Source organism: Siphonobacter sp. BAB-5405 (assembly GCF_002872335.1).
GTDB lineage: Bacteria > Bacteroidota > Bacteroidia > Cytophagales > Spirosomataceae > Siphonobacter.
This window is the reverse complement of the sequence record NZ_NJAG01000005.1, coordinates 51050-69420: the sequence shown is the minus strand read 5'-3', so window position 1 is coordinate 69420 and position 18371 is coordinate 51050. Positions and strand designations below refer to the sequence as shown.

The 18371-nt window shown below is 48.4% G+C and carries 18 protein-coding genes; 5 read left to right on the top strand and 13 right to left on the bottom strand.

Annotated features, from left to right (window positions below; all coding sequences use genetic code 11):
• Nucleotides 1-65 precede the first annotated feature (65 nt).
• Both purH and BWI97_RS04335 read left to right on the top strand, forming a co-directional pair.
• On the top strand, nucleotides 66-1601 hold the full coding sequence (gene purH, locus BWI97_RS04340) for a bifunctional phosphoribosylaminoimidazolecarboxamide formyltransferase/IMP cyclohydrolase (protein WP_102200166.1): 1536 nt from the start codon (nucleotides 66-68) through the stop codon (nucleotides 1599-1601).
• A gap of 283 nt (nucleotides 1602-1884) precedes the next feature.
• Nucleotides 1885-3642, top strand: coding sequence for an alpha-L-fucosidase (locus tag BWI97_RS04335; RefSeq protein ID WP_102200165.1), 1758 nt, complete (start codon nucleotides 1885-1887; stop codon nucleotides 3640-3642).
• Between the two features lie 52 nt (nucleotides 3643-3694).
• Here BWI97_RS04335 and BWI97_RS04330 read toward each other — a convergent pair whose 3' ends face one another.
• On the bottom strand, nucleotides 3695-6364 hold the full coding sequence (locus tag BWI97_RS04330) for a glucosidase (protein WP_094812401.1): 2670 nt from the start codon (nucleotides 6362-6364) through the stop codon (nucleotides 3695-3697).
• Nucleotides 6365-6559: 195 nt separating this feature from the next.
• On the opposite strand from BWI97_RS04330, the gene BWI97_RS04325 reads away from it, so the two are divergent.
• Nucleotides 6560-6940, top strand: a complete 381-nt coding sequence (locus tag BWI97_RS04325) for a DUF423 domain-containing protein (RefSeq protein ID WP_094812399.1) — start codon at nucleotides 6560-6562, stop codon at nucleotides 6938-6940.
• 224 nt (nucleotides 6941-7164) lie between these two features.
• Here BWI97_RS04325 and BWI97_RS04320 read toward each other — a convergent pair whose 3' ends face one another.
• Together BWI97_RS04320 and BWI97_RS04315 are read right to left on the bottom strand one after the other, a co-directional pair.
• Nucleotides 7165-8439 carry a replication-associated recombination protein A gene (locus tag BWI97_RS04320; RefSeq protein WP_102200164.1) on the bottom strand — a complete coding sequence of 425 codons (1275 nt, stop codon included), beginning with the start codon at nucleotides 8437-8439 and terminating at the stop codon, nucleotides 7165-7167.
• 369 nt (nucleotides 8440-8808) lie between these two features.
• On the bottom strand, nucleotides 8809-9003 hold the full coding sequence (locus BWI97_RS04315; RefSeq protein ID WP_094812395.1) for a hypothetical protein: 195 nt from the start codon (nucleotides 9001-9003) through the stop codon (nucleotides 8809-8811).
• Between BWI97_RS04315 and BWI97_RS04310 the strand changes: the two genes are divergently transcribed.
• Both BWI97_RS04310 and BWI97_RS04305 read left to right on the top strand, forming a co-directional pair.
• On the top strand, nucleotides 9002-9790 hold the full coding sequence (locus tag BWI97_RS04310) for a sensor histidine kinase (RefSeq protein WP_102200163.1): 789 nt from the start codon (nucleotides 9002-9004) through the stop codon (nucleotides 9788-9790). The genes BWI97_RS04315 and BWI97_RS04310 overlap by 2 nt on opposite strands.
• Before the next feature lie 6 nt (nucleotides 9791-9796).
• A complete protein-coding gene (locus BWI97_RS04305; RefSeq protein WP_094812391.1) occupies nucleotides 9797-10456 on the top strand; it encodes a response regulator transcription factor in 660 nt (219 codons plus the stop codon).
• Here BWI97_RS04305 and BWI97_RS04300 read toward each other — a convergent pair.
• From BWI97_RS04300 to BWI97_RS04255, 10 genes are all read right to left on the bottom strand, one after another.
• Nucleotides 10453-10845: a gamma-glutamylcyclotransferase gene (locus tag BWI97_RS04300; protein WP_094812389.1), complete on the bottom strand. Its 393-nt coding sequence runs from the start codon at nucleotides 10843-10845 to the stop codon at nucleotides 10453-10455. The two genes, BWI97_RS04305 and BWI97_RS04300, sit on opposite strands and share 4 nt — an antisense overlap.
• Before the next feature lie 111 nt (nucleotides 10846-10956).
• Complete coding sequence (locus BWI97_RS04295) at nucleotides 10957-11310, bottom strand: hypothetical protein (RefSeq protein ID WP_094812387.1); 354 nt, start codon at nucleotides 11308-11310, stop codon at nucleotides 10957-10959.
• Between the two features lie 317 nt (nucleotides 11311-11627).
• The gene (locus BWI97_RS04290) at nucleotides 11628-11936 is read right to left on the bottom strand and encodes an isoamylase early set domain-containing protein (RefSeq protein WP_094812385.1); all 309 of its coding nucleotides are present in this window, start codon (nucleotides 11934-11936) and stop codon (nucleotides 11628-11630) included.
• 222 nt (nucleotides 11937-12158) lie between these two features.
• The gene (locus BWI97_RS04285; RefSeq protein WP_102200162.1) at nucleotides 12159-12974 is read right to left on the bottom strand and encodes an energy transducer TonB; all 816 of its coding nucleotides are present in this window, start codon (nucleotides 12972-12974) and stop codon (nucleotides 12159-12161) included.
• Between the two features lie 89 nt (nucleotides 12975-13063).
• Nucleotides 13064-13282 carry a hypothetical protein gene (locus tag BWI97_RS04280; protein WP_102200161.1) on the bottom strand — a complete coding sequence of 73 codons (219 nt, stop codon included), beginning with the start codon at nucleotides 13280-13282 and terminating at the stop codon, nucleotides 13064-13066.
• Nucleotides 13283-13284: 2 nt separating this feature from the next.
• A complete protein-coding gene (locus tag BWI97_RS04275; RefSeq protein ID WP_102200160.1) occupies nucleotides 13285-14352 on the bottom strand; it encodes a lipopolysaccharide assembly protein LapB in 1068 nt (355 codons plus the stop codon).
• Nucleotides 14353-14526: 174 nt separating this feature from the next.
• The gene (locus BWI97_RS04270; RefSeq protein ID WP_102200159.1) at nucleotides 14527-15798 is read right to left on the bottom strand and encodes a M56 family metallopeptidase; all 1272 of its coding nucleotides are present in this window, start codon (nucleotides 15796-15798) and stop codon (nucleotides 14527-14529) included.
• A gap of 97 nt (nucleotides 15799-15895) precedes the next feature.
• On the bottom strand, nucleotides 15896-16267 hold the full coding sequence (locus tag BWI97_RS04265) for a BlaI/MecI/CopY family transcriptional regulator (RefSeq protein WP_094812377.1): 372 nt from the start codon (nucleotides 16265-16267) through the stop codon (nucleotides 15896-15898).
• A 268-nt stretch (nucleotides 16268-16535) separates the two neighbouring features.
• Nucleotides 16536-17495: a YitT family protein gene (locus BWI97_RS04260; protein WP_094812375.1), complete on the bottom strand. Its 960-nt coding sequence runs from the start codon at nucleotides 17493-17495 to the stop codon at nucleotides 16536-16538.
• A gap of 188 nt (nucleotides 17496-17683) precedes the next feature.
• Entirely contained in the window at nucleotides 17684-18364 is a 681-nt protein-coding gene (locus BWI97_RS04255) for a 2-C-methyl-D-erythritol 4-phosphate cytidylyltransferase (protein WP_102200158.1), read from the bottom strand.
• Nucleotides 18365-18371 lie beyond the last annotated feature (7 nt).

The following is an 18371-nucleotide window of genomic DNA, read 5'->3' as shown; positions in this document are numbered from 1 at the left end:
GAGGACGGATTTTGCGGAAGACTGTAAACTCGAATACTGAAACTGAGTTTTTAATAGACCGACCAATGTCTCAAAGAAAAATCACTTCTGCTCTTCTCTCCGTTTATCACAAGGAAGGCCTGGCACCCATCGTAGAATCGCTGCACCGTCAGGGTGTACAGTTGTATTCAACGGGTGGTACGCAGTCGTTTATCGAAGAAATGGGCATTCCTGTAACGCCCGTCGAGGATCTGACCAGCTATCCTTCCATCTTCGGAGGCCGGGTAAAAACCCTTCACCCCAAAATCTTCGGCGGCATTCTGTACCGTCGCGATAACGAAGAAGATGTAAAGACGGCAGAACAGTACGAAATTCCCGCCATCGATCTGGTCGTGGTGGATCTGTATCCTTTCGAAGAAACCGTAGCCGCGGGTGGTAGTAACGAAGACATCATCGAGAAAATTGATATTGGTGGTATTTCGCTGATTCGGGGAGCGGCTAAAAACTTCGAAGACGTACTCATCGTTTCGCACCGTAGCCAGTACGCCGAACTGCTCCGCATTCTTTCGGAACACCAGGCGTCAACCAGCCTCGAATTACGCCGCTACTTTGCTACGCTGGCCTTTGGCGTTACGTCTCAATACGATTCTGCGATTTATCAGTGGTTTGCCGGACAAACTTACACGGGTCGGGCGGCTGATATTTTCAACTTCAAGCAATTACCCCAGAATTCCCTGCGGTACGGCGAAAACCCGCACCAGTCGGCTACGTTCTACGGCGATCTGAAAAGCATGTTTGATCAACTGAACGGAAAAGAGCTTTCGTACAACAACCTGGTTGATGTGGATGCCTCCGTACAATTGATTGACGAATTCACGGATACGACATTCGTGATCATCAAGCATACCAATGCTTGCGGGGTAGCCACGGCTCCGACGGCGAAAGAAGCGTACCTGAACGCCCTTTCCTGCGATCCGGTATCGGCCTTTGGTGGTGTGATCGTAACGAATACAAAAGTAGACATGGCCGTTGCGGAAGAACTGAACAAACTGTTCATGGAAATTCTGATCGCTCCGGAATACGATGAAGCAGCTCTGGACCTGCTGAAATCGAAAAAGAATCGTATCCTGCTCAAGCGTAATGTAGTGCAACCCACGAAACACATGTTCAAAACGGTGTTGAATGGTGTATTGGTGCAGGATAAAGACACGGTAGCAGAAACCGCCGCTGAAATGTCGCCGAAAACGGAGAAAGCTCCGACCGAAAGCGAATACAAGGCTCTGGAATTTGCGTTGAAAGTTTGTAAGCACACGAAATCCAATACGATCGTTCTGGCGAAAGAAAACCAGTTGCTGGCGAGTGGCGTGGGACAAACGTCCCGCGTAGATGCCCTGAAACAGGCGATTACGAAAGCAAAAGAATTCGGATTCGATCTCAACGGAGCCGTCATGGCTTCCGATGCTTTCTTCCCCTTTGCCGACTGCGTAGAAATCGCTCATCAGGCGGGTGTTACGGCGGTGGTACAACCGGGAGGATCGGTTCGGGATCAGGATTCCATTAATTATTGCAATGAGAACGGACTGGCCATGGTATTCACCGGCGTTCGTCACTTCAAGCACTAATTCCTAAAGTTATCCACAGCTTTCAAAAGCGTTCATTTCTTCGGAAATGGACGCTTTTTCGTTTTCATACGGCTTGTCTTGGGCTTTGAGAGGGAAATTTTGTTTGGCGAAGCATAGTTATCCACAGGATATAAAAGTTATCCACATTACTGAATGAAGGTGTGGAGAAGAAAAAGGAATGATTCCAGCAAAAGCTTTGGTCTGGATTGCGTATGCAAAATGAGGTACAGGTTTCAAAAAATCGCTCTATTAAGGAAAGGACGCTCTAAACCTTTTTCCTGGTATGAGAAATGTACTCGGTCTTTTCTTGCTTACGGTGTCGTCGTGTATCGCTCAGACTCAACAGAGGGTACCACCGATACCCACTACTGAACGGCAGGCCTTGGGATTTATCCACAATCCGGAATTATTTCCGGAAGAGAACATGGACTTTCCCATCGCAACGGGACCGTTTGCTCCGACCTGGCAATCTATCGATGCCCAGTACCCCGGTCAGCCAGACTGGTGGCGGGAAGGCAAGTTGGGCATTTTCATTCACTGGGGACCGCAGGCGGCGGGCGAAAGCGGTGACTGGTACGCCCGTCGTTTGTACGAAGAAGGTACGGAGCCGTACCAAAATCATCTTAAACGTTTTGGACACCCGTCGGAATTCGGCTACAAAGAGGTGCTTCACCAGTGGAACCCTATCGACTGGAATCCGGCGGCTTTGGTCCAGGCCTATAAAGATGCCGGGTTTCGTTACGCGTTGGTAGTGGGCGTGCACCATGATAACTACGATTTGTGGAATTCTCAGTACCACCCTTGGAACTCCGTACGCGTAGGTCCGAAAAAGGATTTTCTGGCTTTGTGGAAAAAGGAATTACAGAAACAGGGCCTGCGTTTTGGCGTGGCCTTCCACCACGAGTATACCTGGTGGTGGTGGCAGGATGCCTTTGGAGCCGATAAAAACGGCCCTAAAGCGGGTGTACCGTACGACGGCAGCTTGACCCTGGCCGATGGAAAGGGAAAATGGTGGGAAGGACTCGATCCGCGTCGGCTCTACGGGATTCCCATTCGCTACGACAGTCTGGTCCATGATGGTAAGCCCTTTACCATCCCCACGATCGCTTTTGGGAATCAGGGTGTTTTTGGTAATCACCTGACCTACGCCCGTTGGTACGCCACGCAATGGGCCCTGCGAATCCAGGACGTAATCGATCACTATGATCCAGATTTCATTTATACCGATGGCAATAGTACCCAGCCTTTTAGCGGTTACAAAAGTGGTTCGGGCTATCGGAGTGATGCCGGAGCCCGGATTGTAGCTGACTTTTACAACAAAGGCAGTCGGGGCAAAAAGCTTGATAAACTCAGTATCGTGAAGTTTATTCCGACGAACCGGGGAGCGGGGCGAACCTTTGAGGGAAGTTATCCACCGGGTATCAAAACCGACCAGCCCTGGATGGCGGACATGGCCGTGGGCGACTGGTTTTACCAACCGGATTTTTACTACGATGCCGGAATGGTGATTCGGGCCCTGCTGGAATATGTCTCGCGGGATGGTAACCTGACGCTCTGCGTATCCCTCACGCCCAACGGCGGGATGGATGCCGGCAGTGCCCGGATGTTAAAAGCAATTGGAGCCTGGATGCGAATCAATGGGGAAGGTATCTACGGAAGTCACGCCTGGAAGGAATACGGTGAAGGAGAATGGGTGAAAGACCCAAAGAATCCAGATAAACCCGCCAAACTGCGAAACTTGCCCGGTGGAAAACTGGGAAAACGTCACGCCGAGTTTCAGTTTAGTACCAAAGATTTTCGCTTTACGCGAGGCAAAGACGGGAGCATATACGCCTACGGAATGACCGTTCCTAAGCCGGAGGAAATATTAACCATTCAATCACTGGGCACGAAAGCAGGTTTACTGAAGCAGCCGATTCGTGCAGTAGAACTCCTGGGCAGTACCCAAAAACTTCGCTGGGTCCAGACTAAGGCCGGTTTGCAGATTACCTATCCTAAAGGGTTATCTTTAGAACACGTGGTTGGATTCAGGATTCGATGAAACACAAAAACGGCTTCTCTGGAAGGAAAAGCCGTTTTTAATACGCTAAAATCTATTGTTTCAACCGAGCCGCTTCGACGGTTTGTTTGAGTGTATGCACGTACTCAATCAACTCGGCTACCAGCCCGGTCCAGCCCGTTTGGTGAGCTGCTCCGAGTCCGGAGCCATCATTTCCGTTGAAGTACTCGAAAAACTGGAGGTGATCTTTAAAATGCGGATCCGTATTGAATTTCTTGTAGTCCCGCTGATAGGGTCGAATCCCCGTTTCCGGATCGGGCGTAAAGATGCTGATTAATCGGGCTGCTACGGCCAGAGCCGCTTCCTTGATTGTTACCAGTTCGCCGGAATTGGTCGGATATTCAATTTCGAAATCATCGCCGTAGTACTGGTGAAATTTCAAGAGCGAATCCACGAACAGGAAGTTCATCGGAAACCACACGGGTCCCCGCCAGTTGGAGTTACCTCCAAACATTGAACCCGTACTTTCAGCGGGCGTATAGGCCACGCGAAGCACTTCATTCCCCACTCGAAACTCGTACGGATGATCGGCGTAGTACTTAGAGAGCGAACGAACGCCGTGATCAGACAGGAATTCTGCTTCGTCGAATACCCGTTTCAGAATCATCTTCATCCGGTGGCCGCGAATGATGGAGAGCAAACGGGTTTCGCCCTTGCCGGGTTCGTACCAGCGGGAAATCAGCGAAGCCAGATCGGGCCGGTTCGTCAGTACCCATTCCACGCGACGTTTGAAATCGGGCAGAGTATCGAGCAAATCCGGGTCCAGTACTTCCACGGCAAACAGCGGAATCAGTCCGACCATCGACCGGAGTTTCAGCAACATGCTCGGGCCGTTGGGAATGTGGAGTAAATCGTAGTAAAACTGATCTTCTTCGTCCCAGAGGCTGATTTCTTCCCGACCCAGCGATTTCATGGCTCCGGCAATGTGCAGGAAGTGCTCGAAAAACTTCGAAGCCATATCCTGATAGGCGGGTCGTTCCAGTGAAATTTCGCAGGCAATCCGGAGCATGTTCAGCGTGTACATGGCCATCCAGCCCGTACCATCCGCCTGCTCCAAATGGCCGCCCAGGGGTAACTGAGCCGAACGGTCAAATACCCCGATGTTATCCATACCAAGGAAACCGCCCCCGAAAATGTTGTTGCCCTGTTCATCCTTGATGTTAACCCACCAGGTAAAGTTGAGGAGCAGTTTGTGGAACACCCGTTCGAGGAAGCCAATGTCCCCGGTGCCGTTCATTTCCTTGTCAATCTCGTATACTTTCCAGGTAGCCCAGGCGTGTACGGGCGGATTCACGTCCGAGAACGTCCATTCGTAAGCGGGAATCTGACCATTGGGGTGCATGTAGTACTCCCGCAACACGACGGCCAGCTGACGTTTGGCAAAATCCGGGTCAAGGCGAGCCAGCGGGATACAGTGGAACGCCAGATCCCAGGCCGCAAACCAGGGGTATTCCCACTTGTCGGGCATGGACAGGATGTTGGCCGTGTACATGTGCCGCCAGGTCCGGTTTCGTCCAAACTTTCGCTCGGGAGCGGGTTTGGGCATGGCCGGATCACCGTTGAGCCATTCATTGACGTTATAGTAATAAAACTGCTTGGACCAGAGCATGCCCGCGTAGGCCTGCCGCTGAATCTTCCGCAGCTCCTCGTCTTTTACGTTCTTTTGCAGATCTCCGTAAAACTCATCGGCCTCTTCGATCCGTTGCTGAAAAATCGTATCAAAGTCAGTAAACGGTTCGTGATTGGAGTAATTTGAAAACCGCAACCGGATGGTAAAGCTACCGCCCGCCGGGACCGTTTTGGTGTACTGAGCCGAGGCTTTGGTACCAATGTTATTGGGATTGACCGTTTTCCGTTTTCCGTTCGAAACGATGTAATCGTTGATACCATCTTTCGGGTACGGTGAAAAGTTGGGACTGTTGTAGATTCGCTCGAAGTTGGTTTCATTTTCGCAGAAAAGCAGGGCATCCGCGTCTTCCACGTACAACTTGTACTTACCCAGAATTTTGTGGCTTACTTCAATCAGCGAATTGGAGTACCCCGTCAGCATGGGGCGAACGCTGTAATTTTCGTAGCCCCAAATCCAGGTATTCCGGAACCAGAGCGTGGGCAGTACCGTAATGGGAGCTGCCTTGGGACCGCGGTTGTGAACCGTCAGTTTAATCAGAATATCACTTTCATCGGCTTTGGCGTACTCGATGTTCATGTCGAAGTACTCGTCATTATCGAAAACGCCGGTATCGATGATCTCAAATTCGGGCTGTTCGCGGTTGCGGGAACGGTTTTCGCCCAGAATTTGCTCGTAGGGAAAGGCCTGCTGCGGGTATTTGTACAGCATGTTCATGTACGAGTGTGTCGGCGTCGAATCCAGGTAGTAGTATAACTCCTTGACGTCTTCGCCGTGGTTTGACTCAGGGTTGGTCAATCCAAACAGGCGTTCTTTCAGAATACCGTCCTTATGATTCCAGAATCCGAACGCAAAACAGATGTGTCCTTTATTATCGGAGATTCCCCCAATTCCGTCTTCACCCCAGCGGTAGGCCCGGCTGCGGGCGGCGTCATGGGAGAAAAAATTCCAGGCATCGCCGTTAGAAGAGTAGTCTTCGCGAACCGTACCCCATTGGCGTTCAGCCAAGTACGGGCCCCACTTTTTCCATCCTTTGTTGTCTGCCCGTTGGGAAAGTCTAGCTTTTTCAGCAATCATACGTGAGTAGAGTGAGGGTTACGACATGGGAATCCGGCTGAGCATAAACGGCATAACCATAAAAACTTCGGCGGGTTCGTAACCTTTTACGAAACAATGTAACGATCGTATCCGAAATTTACGCCTTCCTGAGAAAGGCTGTGTAGGATACGGCCATAAATAGCGTAAAATTTCTGACTTAACGTATTTTTTTCTATGACTGCAAAATTTGCTCTGCTGGCTGGCTCTTTATTGGGGGCGTTGGGCGTTGGATTGGGGGCTTTTGGTGCCCACGCTCTGAAACCCATGCTCGTAGCTACCGGTCGCTTCGATACTTTTGAAACGGCTGTTCGGTATCAGTTTTATCACGCACTGGCCTTACTGGCAATTGGTTTGCTGATGAATCAGCTGCCCGCAGTAGAGAAAGGATTGGGCTGGGCAGGTTGGGCTTTCCTGATCGGTGTCATCATTTTCAGCGGATCGCTCTATACGATCTGCTTTACGGGAATCAAAGTGTTTGGTGCCGTCGCTCCCATCGGTGGTACGGCCCTGATTATTGGCTGGGTACTGCTGGCGTTTCAGGTGGTGAAGGCTTGAGGAGGGGAGGAGGTTTGAAAAGTGTTTCAAGTTTGAAATGGTTTAGGTTTTAAAAGTATGAAGTTGGCGAAGGATAGAACGTTTGTACATACAAATCCATATTTCTATGTTAGAGCTTACATCTCTATCAAACCTCTACCAAACCTCAAACCTTTCTCAAACTTTAAACCTATTCAAATCTTAAACTTTAAACCTGTTCAAACCTCCTTAAACTCCCATCTATCTCAATACCCGTACTTCTCCTGCCACAAGGCCCGGAGGCGTTCACGGATTTTCTCTTCGGCCCCGTTTTCCTGCGGATCGAAGAGTTTGGTACCCGTTAAGGATTCGGGTAAAAATTCCTGTTCGACGAAGTTGTTCTTGAACTGATGGGCATACTGATAGTTTTTCCCATAATTCAACTCTTTCATCAGCTTGGTCGGAGCATTCCGCAGGTGGAGTGGAATGGGCTGAGCCCCGGTTTTCTGAACCAGCTCCAGAGCCTGATTGATAGCGGCGTACGCCGAATTGCTCTTGGGTGAGGTAGCCAGATAAATGGTCGCTTCGGCCAGCGGAATACGGGCTTCGGGCATGCCGAGTACTTTCACCGCCTGGAAACAGCTTTCGGCCAGTAACAAAGCGTTAGGATTGGCCAGACCCACATCTTCAGCGGCTGAAATCAGAATTCGACGGGCGATGAATTCAATATCTTCGCCACCGTCGAGCATCCGGGCCAGGTAGTAAATGGCCGCATTGGGGTCCGAGCCACGAATGGATTTGATAAAGGCCGAGGCGATGTCGTAATGGGCTTCGCCGCCTTTATCGTACAGGGCAATGTTTTGCTGGACTTTCTCGAAAACCAGTTCATTGGTAATCACCAGCGGTTCGCCCGCCCGCTGGAAGTTGGTAATCAGTTCAAGAATGTTATACAACTTCCGACCATCCCCCCCCGAAAGCTGCAGCATCGCCTCGTATTCTTCGACCCGAATGTCCCGGTCTTTCAGGTACTCATCCTGAGCCAGAGCCCGGTCAATCATCTGAATCAGGTCGGCTTTTTCAATCGATTTCAGTACGTACACCTGACAGCGGGAGAGCAAGGCGGGAATAACCTCGAAGGATGGGTTCTCGGTAGTGGCTCCGATCAGCGTCACAATGCCCCGTTCGACGGCCCCCAGCAGTGAATCCTGCTGCGATTTGGAAAAGCGATGAATTTCGTCGATGAACAAAATAGGGCTGGCTGAACTGAAAAATCGCTGTTTAGAAGCTGATTCAATCGTATCCCGAATATCCTTTACGCCTGAATTAATGGCGGAAAGACTAAAAAACGGGACTTTCAGTGACTGCGAAATGAGCGTAGCGAGGGTAGTCTTACCCACACCCGGCGGACCCCAGAGAATCATAGAGGGAATCCGCTGGGCATCGATGGCTTGCCGAAGTACGGCTTTGGTGCCTAAAAGATGCTGTTGGCCAATGTATTCATCCAGCGTCCGGGGACGCATGCGTTCGGCGAGTGGTTGCATACGAAGTGCGGAAAATTTGACTACTTTTACTAGCAAACGCCCAGGTTATGTAGCGAAAAACAAATCTGTTTATGAGATGACCTTCGCAAAAAACTGAACCACTGTTTTCAAAATAATGCAGTAAAATAGGTGGTAGTGCTTAGGTATTTTCCCTTGATTTTACCCGGCTTTTTCCCCGATTTTAAGGGAACCAGTTGGAGGCCATACGGAATCCATGCAAATTTACTAACTGAATAAACCGGAAACCGATCTTTAGTTACCAATCCTCTGAAAAAGCTTCCCAAACCAATCTTGATTGTTAGTTTGTCTAGCCGAAATTAGTTGTAACTACCCCAGGACTTTCCCATACGCATAGTAAAAAAGAGCGGGTCACACGACGCTCTCGTCGATGAGTCCAGCGGTTGTAAGCAAGGAGATGATCGCTGAAGTCTCCGGTGCTTTCAGTAATAAACGGATCAAAAGAGAGCCGTTGGCTATTTCTGTATAGAGCCCAAAGGCAATCCGATCGGTAGCGAGCCTGGTAAGGCGAATTATTCCGGCATTGGTTTTAGAATAGGCATCCATGAACCACACCTTAGAAGACTTTCCGCTAACGCTGGCGGCTGGTATTACATTTACAGTACTCATGGGTCTGGGGAGTCTGCTGTTTTTTGTAATGACCAGGCGAAAGCAGTTACGTCAGAAAGCATTTATTCGGTACCTGGAAGGCAGTCTCGAAGCCAGTATTCGCTCGCAGGAAGCAGAAGCCCAGCGAATTGCAGCTGATTTACACGAAGATATAGGAAGTCTGCTATCGGCTACGCGAATGAGTTTTTCGCTGGTAACCCGTTATCTGGATAACTGTCCGGAATCGCTGCAGAGTGCTGAACAGACCAAACGCCTGCTCGAAGAGGCGGTGAAGAACGTTCGGCGAATTACCAAAGAGATTCAGCCACCTGCCCTGGAAAAACTGGGTTTGGTGATCGTATTACAGGAATTGGTTGAAAAGTTACAGCAATCGCATCCCGACGTATGCATTGAACTGGAGTGCCGCGGAGAAGAACACCGCCTTGATCGGTCCATTGAATTTACTTTATTCAGGGTAGCCCAGGAGTTACTCCAGAATAGCCTTAAACACGCCGAGGCGAGTCGTATTGAGGTATTATTGCTGTACCAACCGAAACGAGTTTTTTTTACATTAAGTGATAATGGAATGGGCTTCGACTGGTCGAAAGTTCAGCAGCAAACGACTCCTATGGGCTTGAAAAATATTGAAAGCCGTTTGAACGTAGTAGGAGGGGATGTCGTGTTTGAAACTTCTCCCGGTCAGGGAACACATACCGTCGTTGACATTCCGCTGCATACGTCCTGATTACTTATGAGTGGTACTTCCCACATTCGCGTAGCTATTGCCGATGATCATGCCCTTTTTCGGAGGGGACTGGCCAATATCTTGAAAACCTACGATTCAATTGAGGTTATCCTGGAAGCTCAGGATGGGCAGGATTTGCTCACCCAACTGGCCTTTCAGGTACCCGATGTCGTTTTACTGGATTTACAAATGCCGGTTCTGGACGGTATTAAAACCACCGAACAGCTGCGAAATCGTTTTCCGGAGGTAAAGATTATCATCATATCCATGCACGATGATGATGGATTCGTAACCAACCTGATGGAACTGGGAGCCAACGGTTACCTGATCAAAGACAGCGATCCCGACGAGGTTGTGAAAGCTGTCCGGACGGTCATGGAAGAAAACTACTATTACGGAGCTTTCCTGACGAAGGTGATGCACCGTCGGATGATCGAACGCTCGAAGCCCAGAAAACCTTCTTTTTCTTCTCAAACACCCCTGAGTGAACGCGAACTGGAAGTACTGCAACTCATATGCAGTGGACTAACCAACGCCGAAATCGCTGAAAGGCTGTACATCAGTGACCGTACCGTAGAAGGACACCGTACTCGCATCATGGAGAAAATCGGGGCAAAAAATACGGCAGCTATGGTTGTATACGCGGTGAAGAACGGCTTGTATTAACGATTGAGAAAATCCCCACTTTTAATTTGCGTTAGCCCGATCGTAGGCAAATTATAAATGTATACCCAGGCCTGAACCGAGGTGCCGTCAAGAAGCTGCACGGTTTCGGGTTGTCGTAAATAATCGGAATGGGCTTCGTCTTCGGGATAGTACCCTTCATAAGAGTCCAGTTCGGCAAAGGTACGCTCTGGGTCTGGTAGCCAATACACCTCACCTTTCACCCGGTCGTCTGAATCCTGACTTCGGGTCAGAGCAGGATACCAGTCAATCAGGTAGAGCTTTCCGGGTACTGAACCTTCATCCACCCACTGGGCCTGCCGCTGCAGCACCTCATGCATGGCATGGTTGGCCGTTCGTCGTAAGGTACCGTAGACAAATAGATAGTTCATAGGAAGGGAATATAATTAAAATCAAACGGAAGAACATAGGGCTTCTAAAGGCAAAGCCGCTCAAATGAGCGGCTTTGTCCAAATAACCCTTAACCAAAACTAAAAAAAGTGTTAGACCTGATAAATGGTCGGGCAGACCGAACGGCCCTGAGGGGTCCGATTCTTCTGCGATGGTATCGTAGTTACGTCTTCTTGGGACGTAAAGAGTTGTATGGCCCAATCCAGTATTACCGTCATTAACGAACGGGCTACTTTCGGATAAGAAGTAATAGTTGCAGCCTTCGCTGGAATTTCGTTGGATTTGGTATGAACCAGCGTACTGGTTTTACGGGCCAGTTGGGTAACCAGTCCTTTACCCGTATACAAGCGGTGGGGGGTACCCATACCGAAACCCTGGACATTGAATAATCCCAGCAGTACCAACAGGAAGGAAATTTTTCGGAATGCAAGACCAAAGAACTTCATGGCTGAAAGGAGTTTACGTTCGGAGGTGATTCAAAACAACGATAAAAACTTAGTTTATGCTACCACTTCGGGATGAACGGAAACTAAACGGTATCGCTGTTCTTATTTTGATGTTACAAAGATAGGTGTTGTTAGGTACTTTGCAATACATGGTACCTAAAATTTTTACTTTTTCTTTGTAAAACACTTCCGTGCTGGTGATTGATTTGGTTTCTGGATAAAGGATGCAAAAGCAGGCATAAACGTTGCAAGCTGTAACAAAAAAATCCCCGACTTTATAAAAAAGCCGGGGATTCAGAAAAATGATGTACCGTATATTACAGGACAACCACTGAGTTTTCTTCCATAGAAATGCCACTAGCAACAAATTTATCCGCTTCAGTTTCGTTGATCCAGACTTCGCCATCGACTAAATAACGGAATTGATATTCTTTGCCAGTTGTTAATTCAACAGTGCCTTTAAAAGAACCATCTTTTTGTTTTTTCAAAGGAGTAGCATCGGCATCCCATCCGTTGAATTCACCTACAACGGCAACTGCTTTAGCTCCATTGCAATGCTCAGAAGGAACAGTGAATGTGACCTTTGTAACAGGCTTACTCTTGAGTGTTTGCTTAGACAGACTCATGGTTGGATTATTCCATTTGATTTACAGAGGCAAATATGCAATTAACGACAATACAAAGCAACTGATTATCAGAAATTTAAATTACACTAAACACCGGAATATACTATTTAAAATTTTTTATTGGTAAAGTTCAATTGTCCGATCGAAGCGGTAGGCTACAAAAACCTCTCCGTTTCTTCCCTTGTTCCGTACTATTTTTCCTAATAAGCTAGTACACAAAACTTATTCAAGCCGGAACGCGATAGGTAGATTAAACCGACACTTAACCGCTCGACCCTGTTGGCGGCCGGGTTTCCAGCGGGGCATTGCCTGTAATACCCGCTGAGCCTCTTCATCACAGCCGAAACCTAATCCTTTCAGAATCTGGAGCTGCGTAATGCTTCCGTCTTTTTCGACCACAAACGAGAGATATACATTGCCACTCACGTTGGCCTGCTGGGCCTGCGTGGGATAACGAAGATTCTTTCGTAAATACTGATTGAACGCTTCCATTCCACCCGGATATTCTGGCTGGATTTCGACTGTTAGCATCACTTCATTACTTTCCTTAGGACTGACTTCTACGATCAGATCCTCCTTTTTCCCGGAACTTTCCGTGACATCTACAATAGCAGGCAGATCATTACCCTCCAGAAATGTCCGCGAACCAGCCTGATGGACCTGCAACTGCTCTTGGGTTGCCAGAAATGAATCGTCAGGGACCTGCTCATCAGCGACTACAACCGGGGGTTTAAGTTCATACGTGTTCGTTTGAGGAACGTCAGGAGCGGGTGGTGGAGGCAGAGTAGGTGGTGTTTGGGGAATCTCAGGCGTTTCAAGATCTACTTTTACCGGCGTAAGATGAGCAGAAACCGAACTTCTGGAAGGAGATAAACGAGCAAAAAGTACGGGAGCTAAAGCGAGTACCAGAAACAGGCTGATACTGATTACGGTTGCCCAACGGAGGTACTGGCTTATACTCTGGCGTAGTTCATAAGCTCCGTAGGCCTGATTGCGGTTCGCAAAAACATAGTCTTCGAGGGTTTGATACGTTTCCATGGGTGTATAAGTTTAAACTAAGTTTTTAGTTATAAAAATGGAGAAAAAAGCCCGAATGAACGGGCCATAAAGGGTTTAGTGGAAAATGATTAATCGTTTTTGGTAGTATCGGCTATTACCTGAACACTATCCTGAGCCAGCGGAGCAGTAGCGTTGGGAGTTAACTTATTGAGTTCAGCCAGTCGATTTGCTGCCAGCGTTGCATACGTGCAATCTAGCATTTCCATGGGTCTGGCGTTCCGGGGATTACTCACAATGACTTTACAGGTTTTGATGAGTTCCTGATAATACGTCTTTGCCAGTTCCATATCTACCTGATAGGTATCGTGCAACTGAGCCAGTCGGTACAGAGCCTTCGGACGTTCGGACAGGTTAAAGGTTTCCTGGTAGATTTTAATAGCCCGTTTGATGGATGCAGGTTTGCCTTCCAGCTCATAGACATCTCCCAGGCCCATCTGGTAGTCAGGCACCCGGGTTTGTGCCAGTTGAATGGCCTGTTTGAAATTACGGAAGGCATTGAGATCAAAATGAGCCGAATCTTTTTAGCCTTGAGCAGATAAGCCGTACCTAAGCCGCCGTACACGTATTCCGTTTCTTCCCCCGCATTCAGTAATCGCCGGAACGTAAAAATGGATTGATCCAGACTATCAATTTCGTAATACGCCCGCCCTAACATTCGCTGGTAAAAAGCCGAAGAATCACCCTGAGCCATGGTTTTCTGAAGACTGGTGATTACTTCGGCAAATCGCCCCAACCGGAAATCAACCCGGCTATTCTGTAGCAACAGCCGTATGGAATTGGGATCAATAGTCAGGCCTTTCTCAACGCATTCACCCGCTAGTTTTAGATGAGCGGCATCATTTATATCCAGATGGATCCGCGTCAACTCTCCCCAGGATTCAATATCCTGTGGGTTGAGAGCCACCGCCTTATTGTAAAAAGCAATGGCCTGACCCAACTGCTCCAGACGACTATACTGGACAGCAGCCTGTTTAAACAGATACGCATTCGTCGTGTCGAGTTGGATAAGACGTTGGTAATAGTGCAAGGCCCGACGATACTGAGCGTTCTTTTCGGATAGTATCGCCAGTTGATTTAATGCCTCGGTCTGGCTCGTATCACGTCTCAGTACGGTTTCATACGTTTTACGGGCCGCTGGTAATTGGCCTAGTCGCTGTTGTACGAAGCCTAATTGCAGGGCGGCTTCTACCTGCGTACTATCACTTTCCACAAGCTTTTGTAGGATTGGAACCGATTGGATATACTCCCCGCGACGAATATGTTCTTGGGCCTGTACCCAGGGCTCCTGCTGTGATTGGGCCATACCTGTCAGGCACTCCAGTAGTAACAGGAGTAGAGGTAAAAATCGGAAAATCATAGCGATAAGTGAATTGAAGTGTTACGCTAAGGGTACCAATTACAGAAAAGAGAATAGTATTGGATGAAATCGTATACTACGCTAGATCGTATACGTCGCGGGGAGCAAATTTATGCGTAAAAGAACCAATCAGGGAAGCATTCCCGTGAAAATGGCCACTGTTGCAGCAAAGCTTTACTTGGAAGTTTTAGCTGTTTTCTTTTTGTCCATCTTAAAGAAAATCGGCAAGTTGTAGTAGCTACGAACGGTTTCTCCCTTAACTATACCCGGTTCCCATTTCGGCATGGCGTTTAAGACTCGCAGAGCTTCTTCGTCACAACCAAAACCCAGGCCTTTTGCAATCTCAATATTACTAAGCGAGCCATCTTTTTCGACCACGAATCGGGTGAACACTCTTCCTCCGACATTGGCTCGTGCCGCAGGCTTCGGATATTTAACGGTTTTAGCCAGAAAATCATACATAGCCCTCTGACCACCCGGAAATCCAGCTGCTTTATCAACAACGGTATACACATCAGGGTCGGGAGCGGGCTGGCTGGTTTTTGCGGGCTTTTGCGAAGAAGTCGCAGGCGTAGCAGGTTGGGATTGAGCCGTTACTTGCTCCGAAAAAGCGGTTGAAAGAAAGAGCATGGTCCCAAAGACGGGGAAAATCAATCCATACTTACCCAGAGCCGCAGTGCTGGAAGGTGTTTTCTGTAACATACTGATTCGAGGTTTAAGAAGCGATTTATTAAAAAAAGGATGAACTAAATCCGTCGTATTGACCCCAAACTGCTGGGAAAATAACAGCATGGCGTAATCGGCCCGACTGGGTTCGCATTTACTGGCCACTTCATCCGCTAGGTATTCGTGCAAGAGACGAATGTCCTGCTTCATTAAGTAAACCAGTGGATTGAACCAGTTGATAATGGCGACCAACTCAAAAAAGATCACGTCTGCGGAGTGAAGCTGCCGTACATGGACGCGTTCGTGGGCTTCAATCGTTTGTCGGTTAGGTAAATTTTTACCGACGAAAAAGTGATTGAAAAACGCAAAAGCCGTATTCGCTTTACGGTGGTACCGGTACCGAATCAGATCGCTCAGTCGCATGAGCTGGAAGGCGAACTTGCCTAACAGAAAAAGCATCCCACACATGTAAACGACCGCCAGCACGTGTCCCCAGGCGAGTGGATGAACCGATTCGTGGTTGTCCAGGTAATCAGGCCGAATGAATACCACCCCTGGATTATAATAGGCGTAAATCGATTCATTGACCTGCTGCGTTACAAACCAGCTCCGTACCCAGTCGGACTGGATGGCGGGAATAAAGAAAGCCAGTGCTGTACCTGCCAGCAAAAAGCTGCGATTAAGCTGGTGAAAGGTTTCCCGCCGAAGCAGGATACAGTAAAACCCATAAAAACCAGCCAAATACAGATTTACTTGCAGGAGATAGTGCAACCAATTCATACCGTTGGAGTGGCCTTTCGGTCGTTTAAAGGTGGATAGAGGGTGTGGGCTGCCCTTACCCGTGTAGGGTAGAAGCGGAACGGACGCAAAGCAACGTTTACTGCTTCTTCATCTGTTCAATCATTTTCAGAATATCGTCAGCTTCGTTAAGCTCTACTTTCTTCTTCTTCACGAAAAACGAAAACAAACTGCCGATGGAATTGCCGAAATACCCTTCCATTAGTTTTTCGGTGGCAAACGTCCGGTACTGTTCCTTCGTAATAAGGGGATGGTACTGGTGCGATTTGCCATAGGCTGTATGCCCTGCGAAGCCTTTCTGTTCCAGAATCCGGATAATGGTAGAAACGGTATTGTAGGCCGGTTTCGGCTCAGGTAATTGATCTAGAACGTCTTTGACAAAACCTTTTTCCAGTGTCCAGAGTACGTGCATGATCTGCTCCTCGGCCCGGGTAAGTTCTTTTTCAACCATAATTGTGCATCGTTTAATGAATACTTCAATGATCAAAACTATAGACCTTTCCGTCTTGCAGAAGTATCCTTGCTTCAAAGGTTAAACTAATATTTTAGTTTAACAACTATTTTTTTCGTTTTTTTCGATAAATAGTTTTAGGAAATCGGGTGGGGCTGAAAATGAGTGAGATCCTTCGGGGAGAGTAAGCAAAGAATTGCTTAAAAAGTTACGTCCGGTTATCCTTGAATGGATAGAAAAACTGCCAGCCTGGTGGGCTGGCAGCTGATCAGTGAAAGGCTCGTTTTTTAATCATTCCGCCTTTAGTATCCTGGATGCTGTGCTGCACGATAAAGGCTTGATTATCGATTTTGGCGACGGCATTTTTAAGCCGTGTAATTTCCAGTCGAGTAATTACGGTATACACAATGTCAATATCGCCGTCGCGTTCGCCGCGTTTGCCGAATCCCCGTTGTCCTTTGAACATGGTTACGCCGCGACCCATCTCATTCACAATCATTCGCCGGATGTACTCACTCTTTTCCGAAACGATGGTGATGGCCGTATATTCTTCCAGACCCGTAATAATGAATTCAATGGTACGGGAAGCCGAGAAGTAAGTAAGCATGGCGTAGAGAGCCGTTTCAACGTTAATCAGGATCGCTGAGACGCTAAAAATGCAGACGTTAATCGCCATGATGATGTCGCCTACCGTAAACCCTGTCTTACGGCTCAGGTACAGAGCCAGAATTTCAGTACCGTCAAGTACGCAGCCACCTCGAATAGACATACCGATACCCGCCCCGAGAAAGAATCCGCCGAAGACGGCAATCAATAGCTTATCGTGCGTGAAGACGGGCAGCTGCAGAAAAGCGAGACACAAGGCCAGGCAGATAATGGCTACCAGCGTACGTATCGCAAAACCCAGAGAAATCTGTCGATAACCCAGAACGATAAACGGAATATTAAAGGCAATCAAAAGAATGGAAAGATCCCAGCCCGTCAGTGCCCGAACCAGCAGCGAAATACCCGTTACTCCGCCGTCCAGAAATTCGCTGGGAAGAAGAAAGCCGCGAAGCCCAATGGCAGCGGTGAAAATTCCCATCGCGATAAGCAGATTATCCTTAATGATTTGTCGGGGGGACGTTTGACGAAAGACCCGGATCTGACTACGTAGAAAACGTTGTACCGGGCCTCGGCTAGTCGAGGCGATAGCTGCTTGTAAGAGAGGCGGAGACGTGTGATGCATAAAGCTAGTATGAGGAAGGAATATATAAAAAATAAAAGCTACCCTGAAATGGGCAATCAGTAAATATAAGGATTTTGACTCATGTTTTCGGCAGAAACAAGAGTTATCCACATCAGATTAGTAAATTCTAATGCGGAATATTTTTTTGTAAGAAAAGTTAATGAACTAAAGGAAGAGGTGGGCCTGAATTAGGACCGTTGAAGGATGGCTTCGGCCATCCATAAATCTTCGGGTGTCGTAATTTTGATATTTTCGTATGAACCTTCCACGAGGAAAATCGGAAATCCGGCTGCTTCGGCTACGCTGGCATCGTCTGTGAATAACGGACTTTCGGATTGTTCGAACGCCTTCTTCAATACAGCTACCTGAAACGTTTGCGGTGTTTGTACCAGTCGTAATCGGGAACGATCAAGGGCCTGGTTTTCCGTTTCGCTGTGCACCAGTCGGATTGAATCTTTCGCGGCTACGGATACTACCGCCGTGCCCTTCTGAGCGGCCGTACGAAAACTTTCGGCGATGACCTCTACCGGAACGAAGGGACGTACTCCATCGTGCACAGCTACGAGTCCTTCGCTTCCCTCAATACGCTGCAGGCCATTCCGCACGGATTGGAAGCGACTCGCTCCTCCGGGCGTTTCGATGATAGGGTGCCTAAAGGGAAGGGGGTACGCTTGTTTGAGCTCCTGCCAGTAGGCCAGCTGATCGGCCGGGAGACAAAGAATAATCTGAAGATCGGCAGAATAGGCCAGAAACCGTTCGAGCGTATGAACCAGAATAGGCTTACCCGCAACGGATAGAAATTGCTTGGGCAGGGCAACACCCATACGGCTGCCACTTCCGCCCGCCACCAGAATGGCGTATTGCTTCATGCAGAGA

What these genes read in the sequence shown, in the direction of transcription:
- purH (WP_102200166.1), top strand. Translation starts at nt 66, where the DNA reads ATGTCTCAAAGAAAAATCACTTCTGCTCTTCTCTCCGTTTATCACAAG.
- BWI97_RS04335 (WP_102200165.1), top strand. Translation starts at nt 1,885, where the DNA reads ATGAGAAATGTACTCGGTCTTTTCTTGCTTACGGTGTCGTCGTGTATC.
- BWI97_RS04330 (WP_094812401.1), bottom strand. Translation starts at nt 6,364, where the DNA reads ATGATTGCTGAAAAAGCTAGACTTTCCCAACGGGCAGACAACAAAGGA.
- BWI97_RS04325 (WP_094812399.1), top strand. Translation starts at nt 6,560, where the DNA reads ATGACTGCAAAATTTGCTCTGCTGGCTGGCTCTTTATTGGGGGCGTTG.
- BWI97_RS04320 (WP_102200164.1), bottom strand. Translation starts at nt 8,439, where the DNA reads ATGCAACCACTCGCCGAACGCATGCGTCCCCGGACGCTGGATGAATAC.
- BWI97_RS04310 (WP_102200163.1), top strand. Translation starts at nt 9,002, where the DNA reads ATGAACCACACCTTAGAAGACTTTCCGCTAACGCTGGCGGCTGGTATT.
- BWI97_RS04315 (WP_094812395.1), bottom strand. Translation starts at nt 9,003, where the DNA reads ATGGATGCCTATTCTAAAACCAATGCCGGAATAATTCGCCTTACCAGG.
- BWI97_RS04305 (WP_094812391.1), top strand. Translation starts at nt 9,797, where the DNA reads ATGAGTGGTACTTCCCACATTCGCGTAGCTATTGCCGATGATCATGCC.
- BWI97_RS04300 (WP_094812389.1), bottom strand. Translation starts at nt 10,845, where the DNA reads ATGAACTATCTATTTGTCTACGGTACCTTACGACGAACGGCCAACCAT.
- BWI97_RS04295 (WP_094812387.1), bottom strand. Translation starts at nt 11,310, where the DNA reads ATGAAGTTCTTTGGTCTTGCATTCCGAAAAATTTCCTTCCTGTTGGTA.
- BWI97_RS04290 (WP_094812385.1), bottom strand. Translation starts at nt 11,936, where the DNA reads ATGAGTCTGTCTAAGCAAACACTCAAGAGTAAGCCTGTTACAAAGGTC.
- BWI97_RS04285 (WP_102200162.1), bottom strand. Translation starts at nt 12,974, where the DNA reads ATGGAAACGTATCAAACCCTCGAAGACTATGTTTTTGCGAACCGCAAT.
- BWI97_RS04280 (WP_102200161.1), bottom strand. Translation starts at nt 13,282, where the DNA reads ATGGAACTGGCAAAGACGTATTATCAGGAACTCATCAAAACCTGTAAA.
- BWI97_RS04275 (WP_102200160.1), bottom strand. Translation starts at nt 14,352, where the DNA reads ATGATTTTCCGATTTTTACCTCTACTCCTGTTACTACTGGAGTGCCTG.
- BWI97_RS04270 (WP_102200159.1), bottom strand. Translation starts at nt 15,798, where the DNA reads ATGAATTGGTTGCACTATCTCCTGCAAGTAAATCTGTATTTGGCTGGT.
- BWI97_RS04265 (WP_094812377.1), bottom strand. Translation starts at nt 16,267, where the DNA reads ATGGTTGAAAAAGAACTTACCCGGGCCGAGGAGCAGATCATGCACGTA.
- BWI97_RS04260 (WP_094812375.1), bottom strand. Translation starts at nt 17,495, where the DNA reads ATGCATCACACGTCTCCGCCTCTCTTACAAGCAGCTATCGCCTCGACT.
- BWI97_RS04255 (WP_102200158.1), bottom strand. Translation starts at nt 18,364, where the DNA reads ATGAAGCAATACGCCATTCTGGTGGCGGGCGGAAGTGGCAGCCGTATG.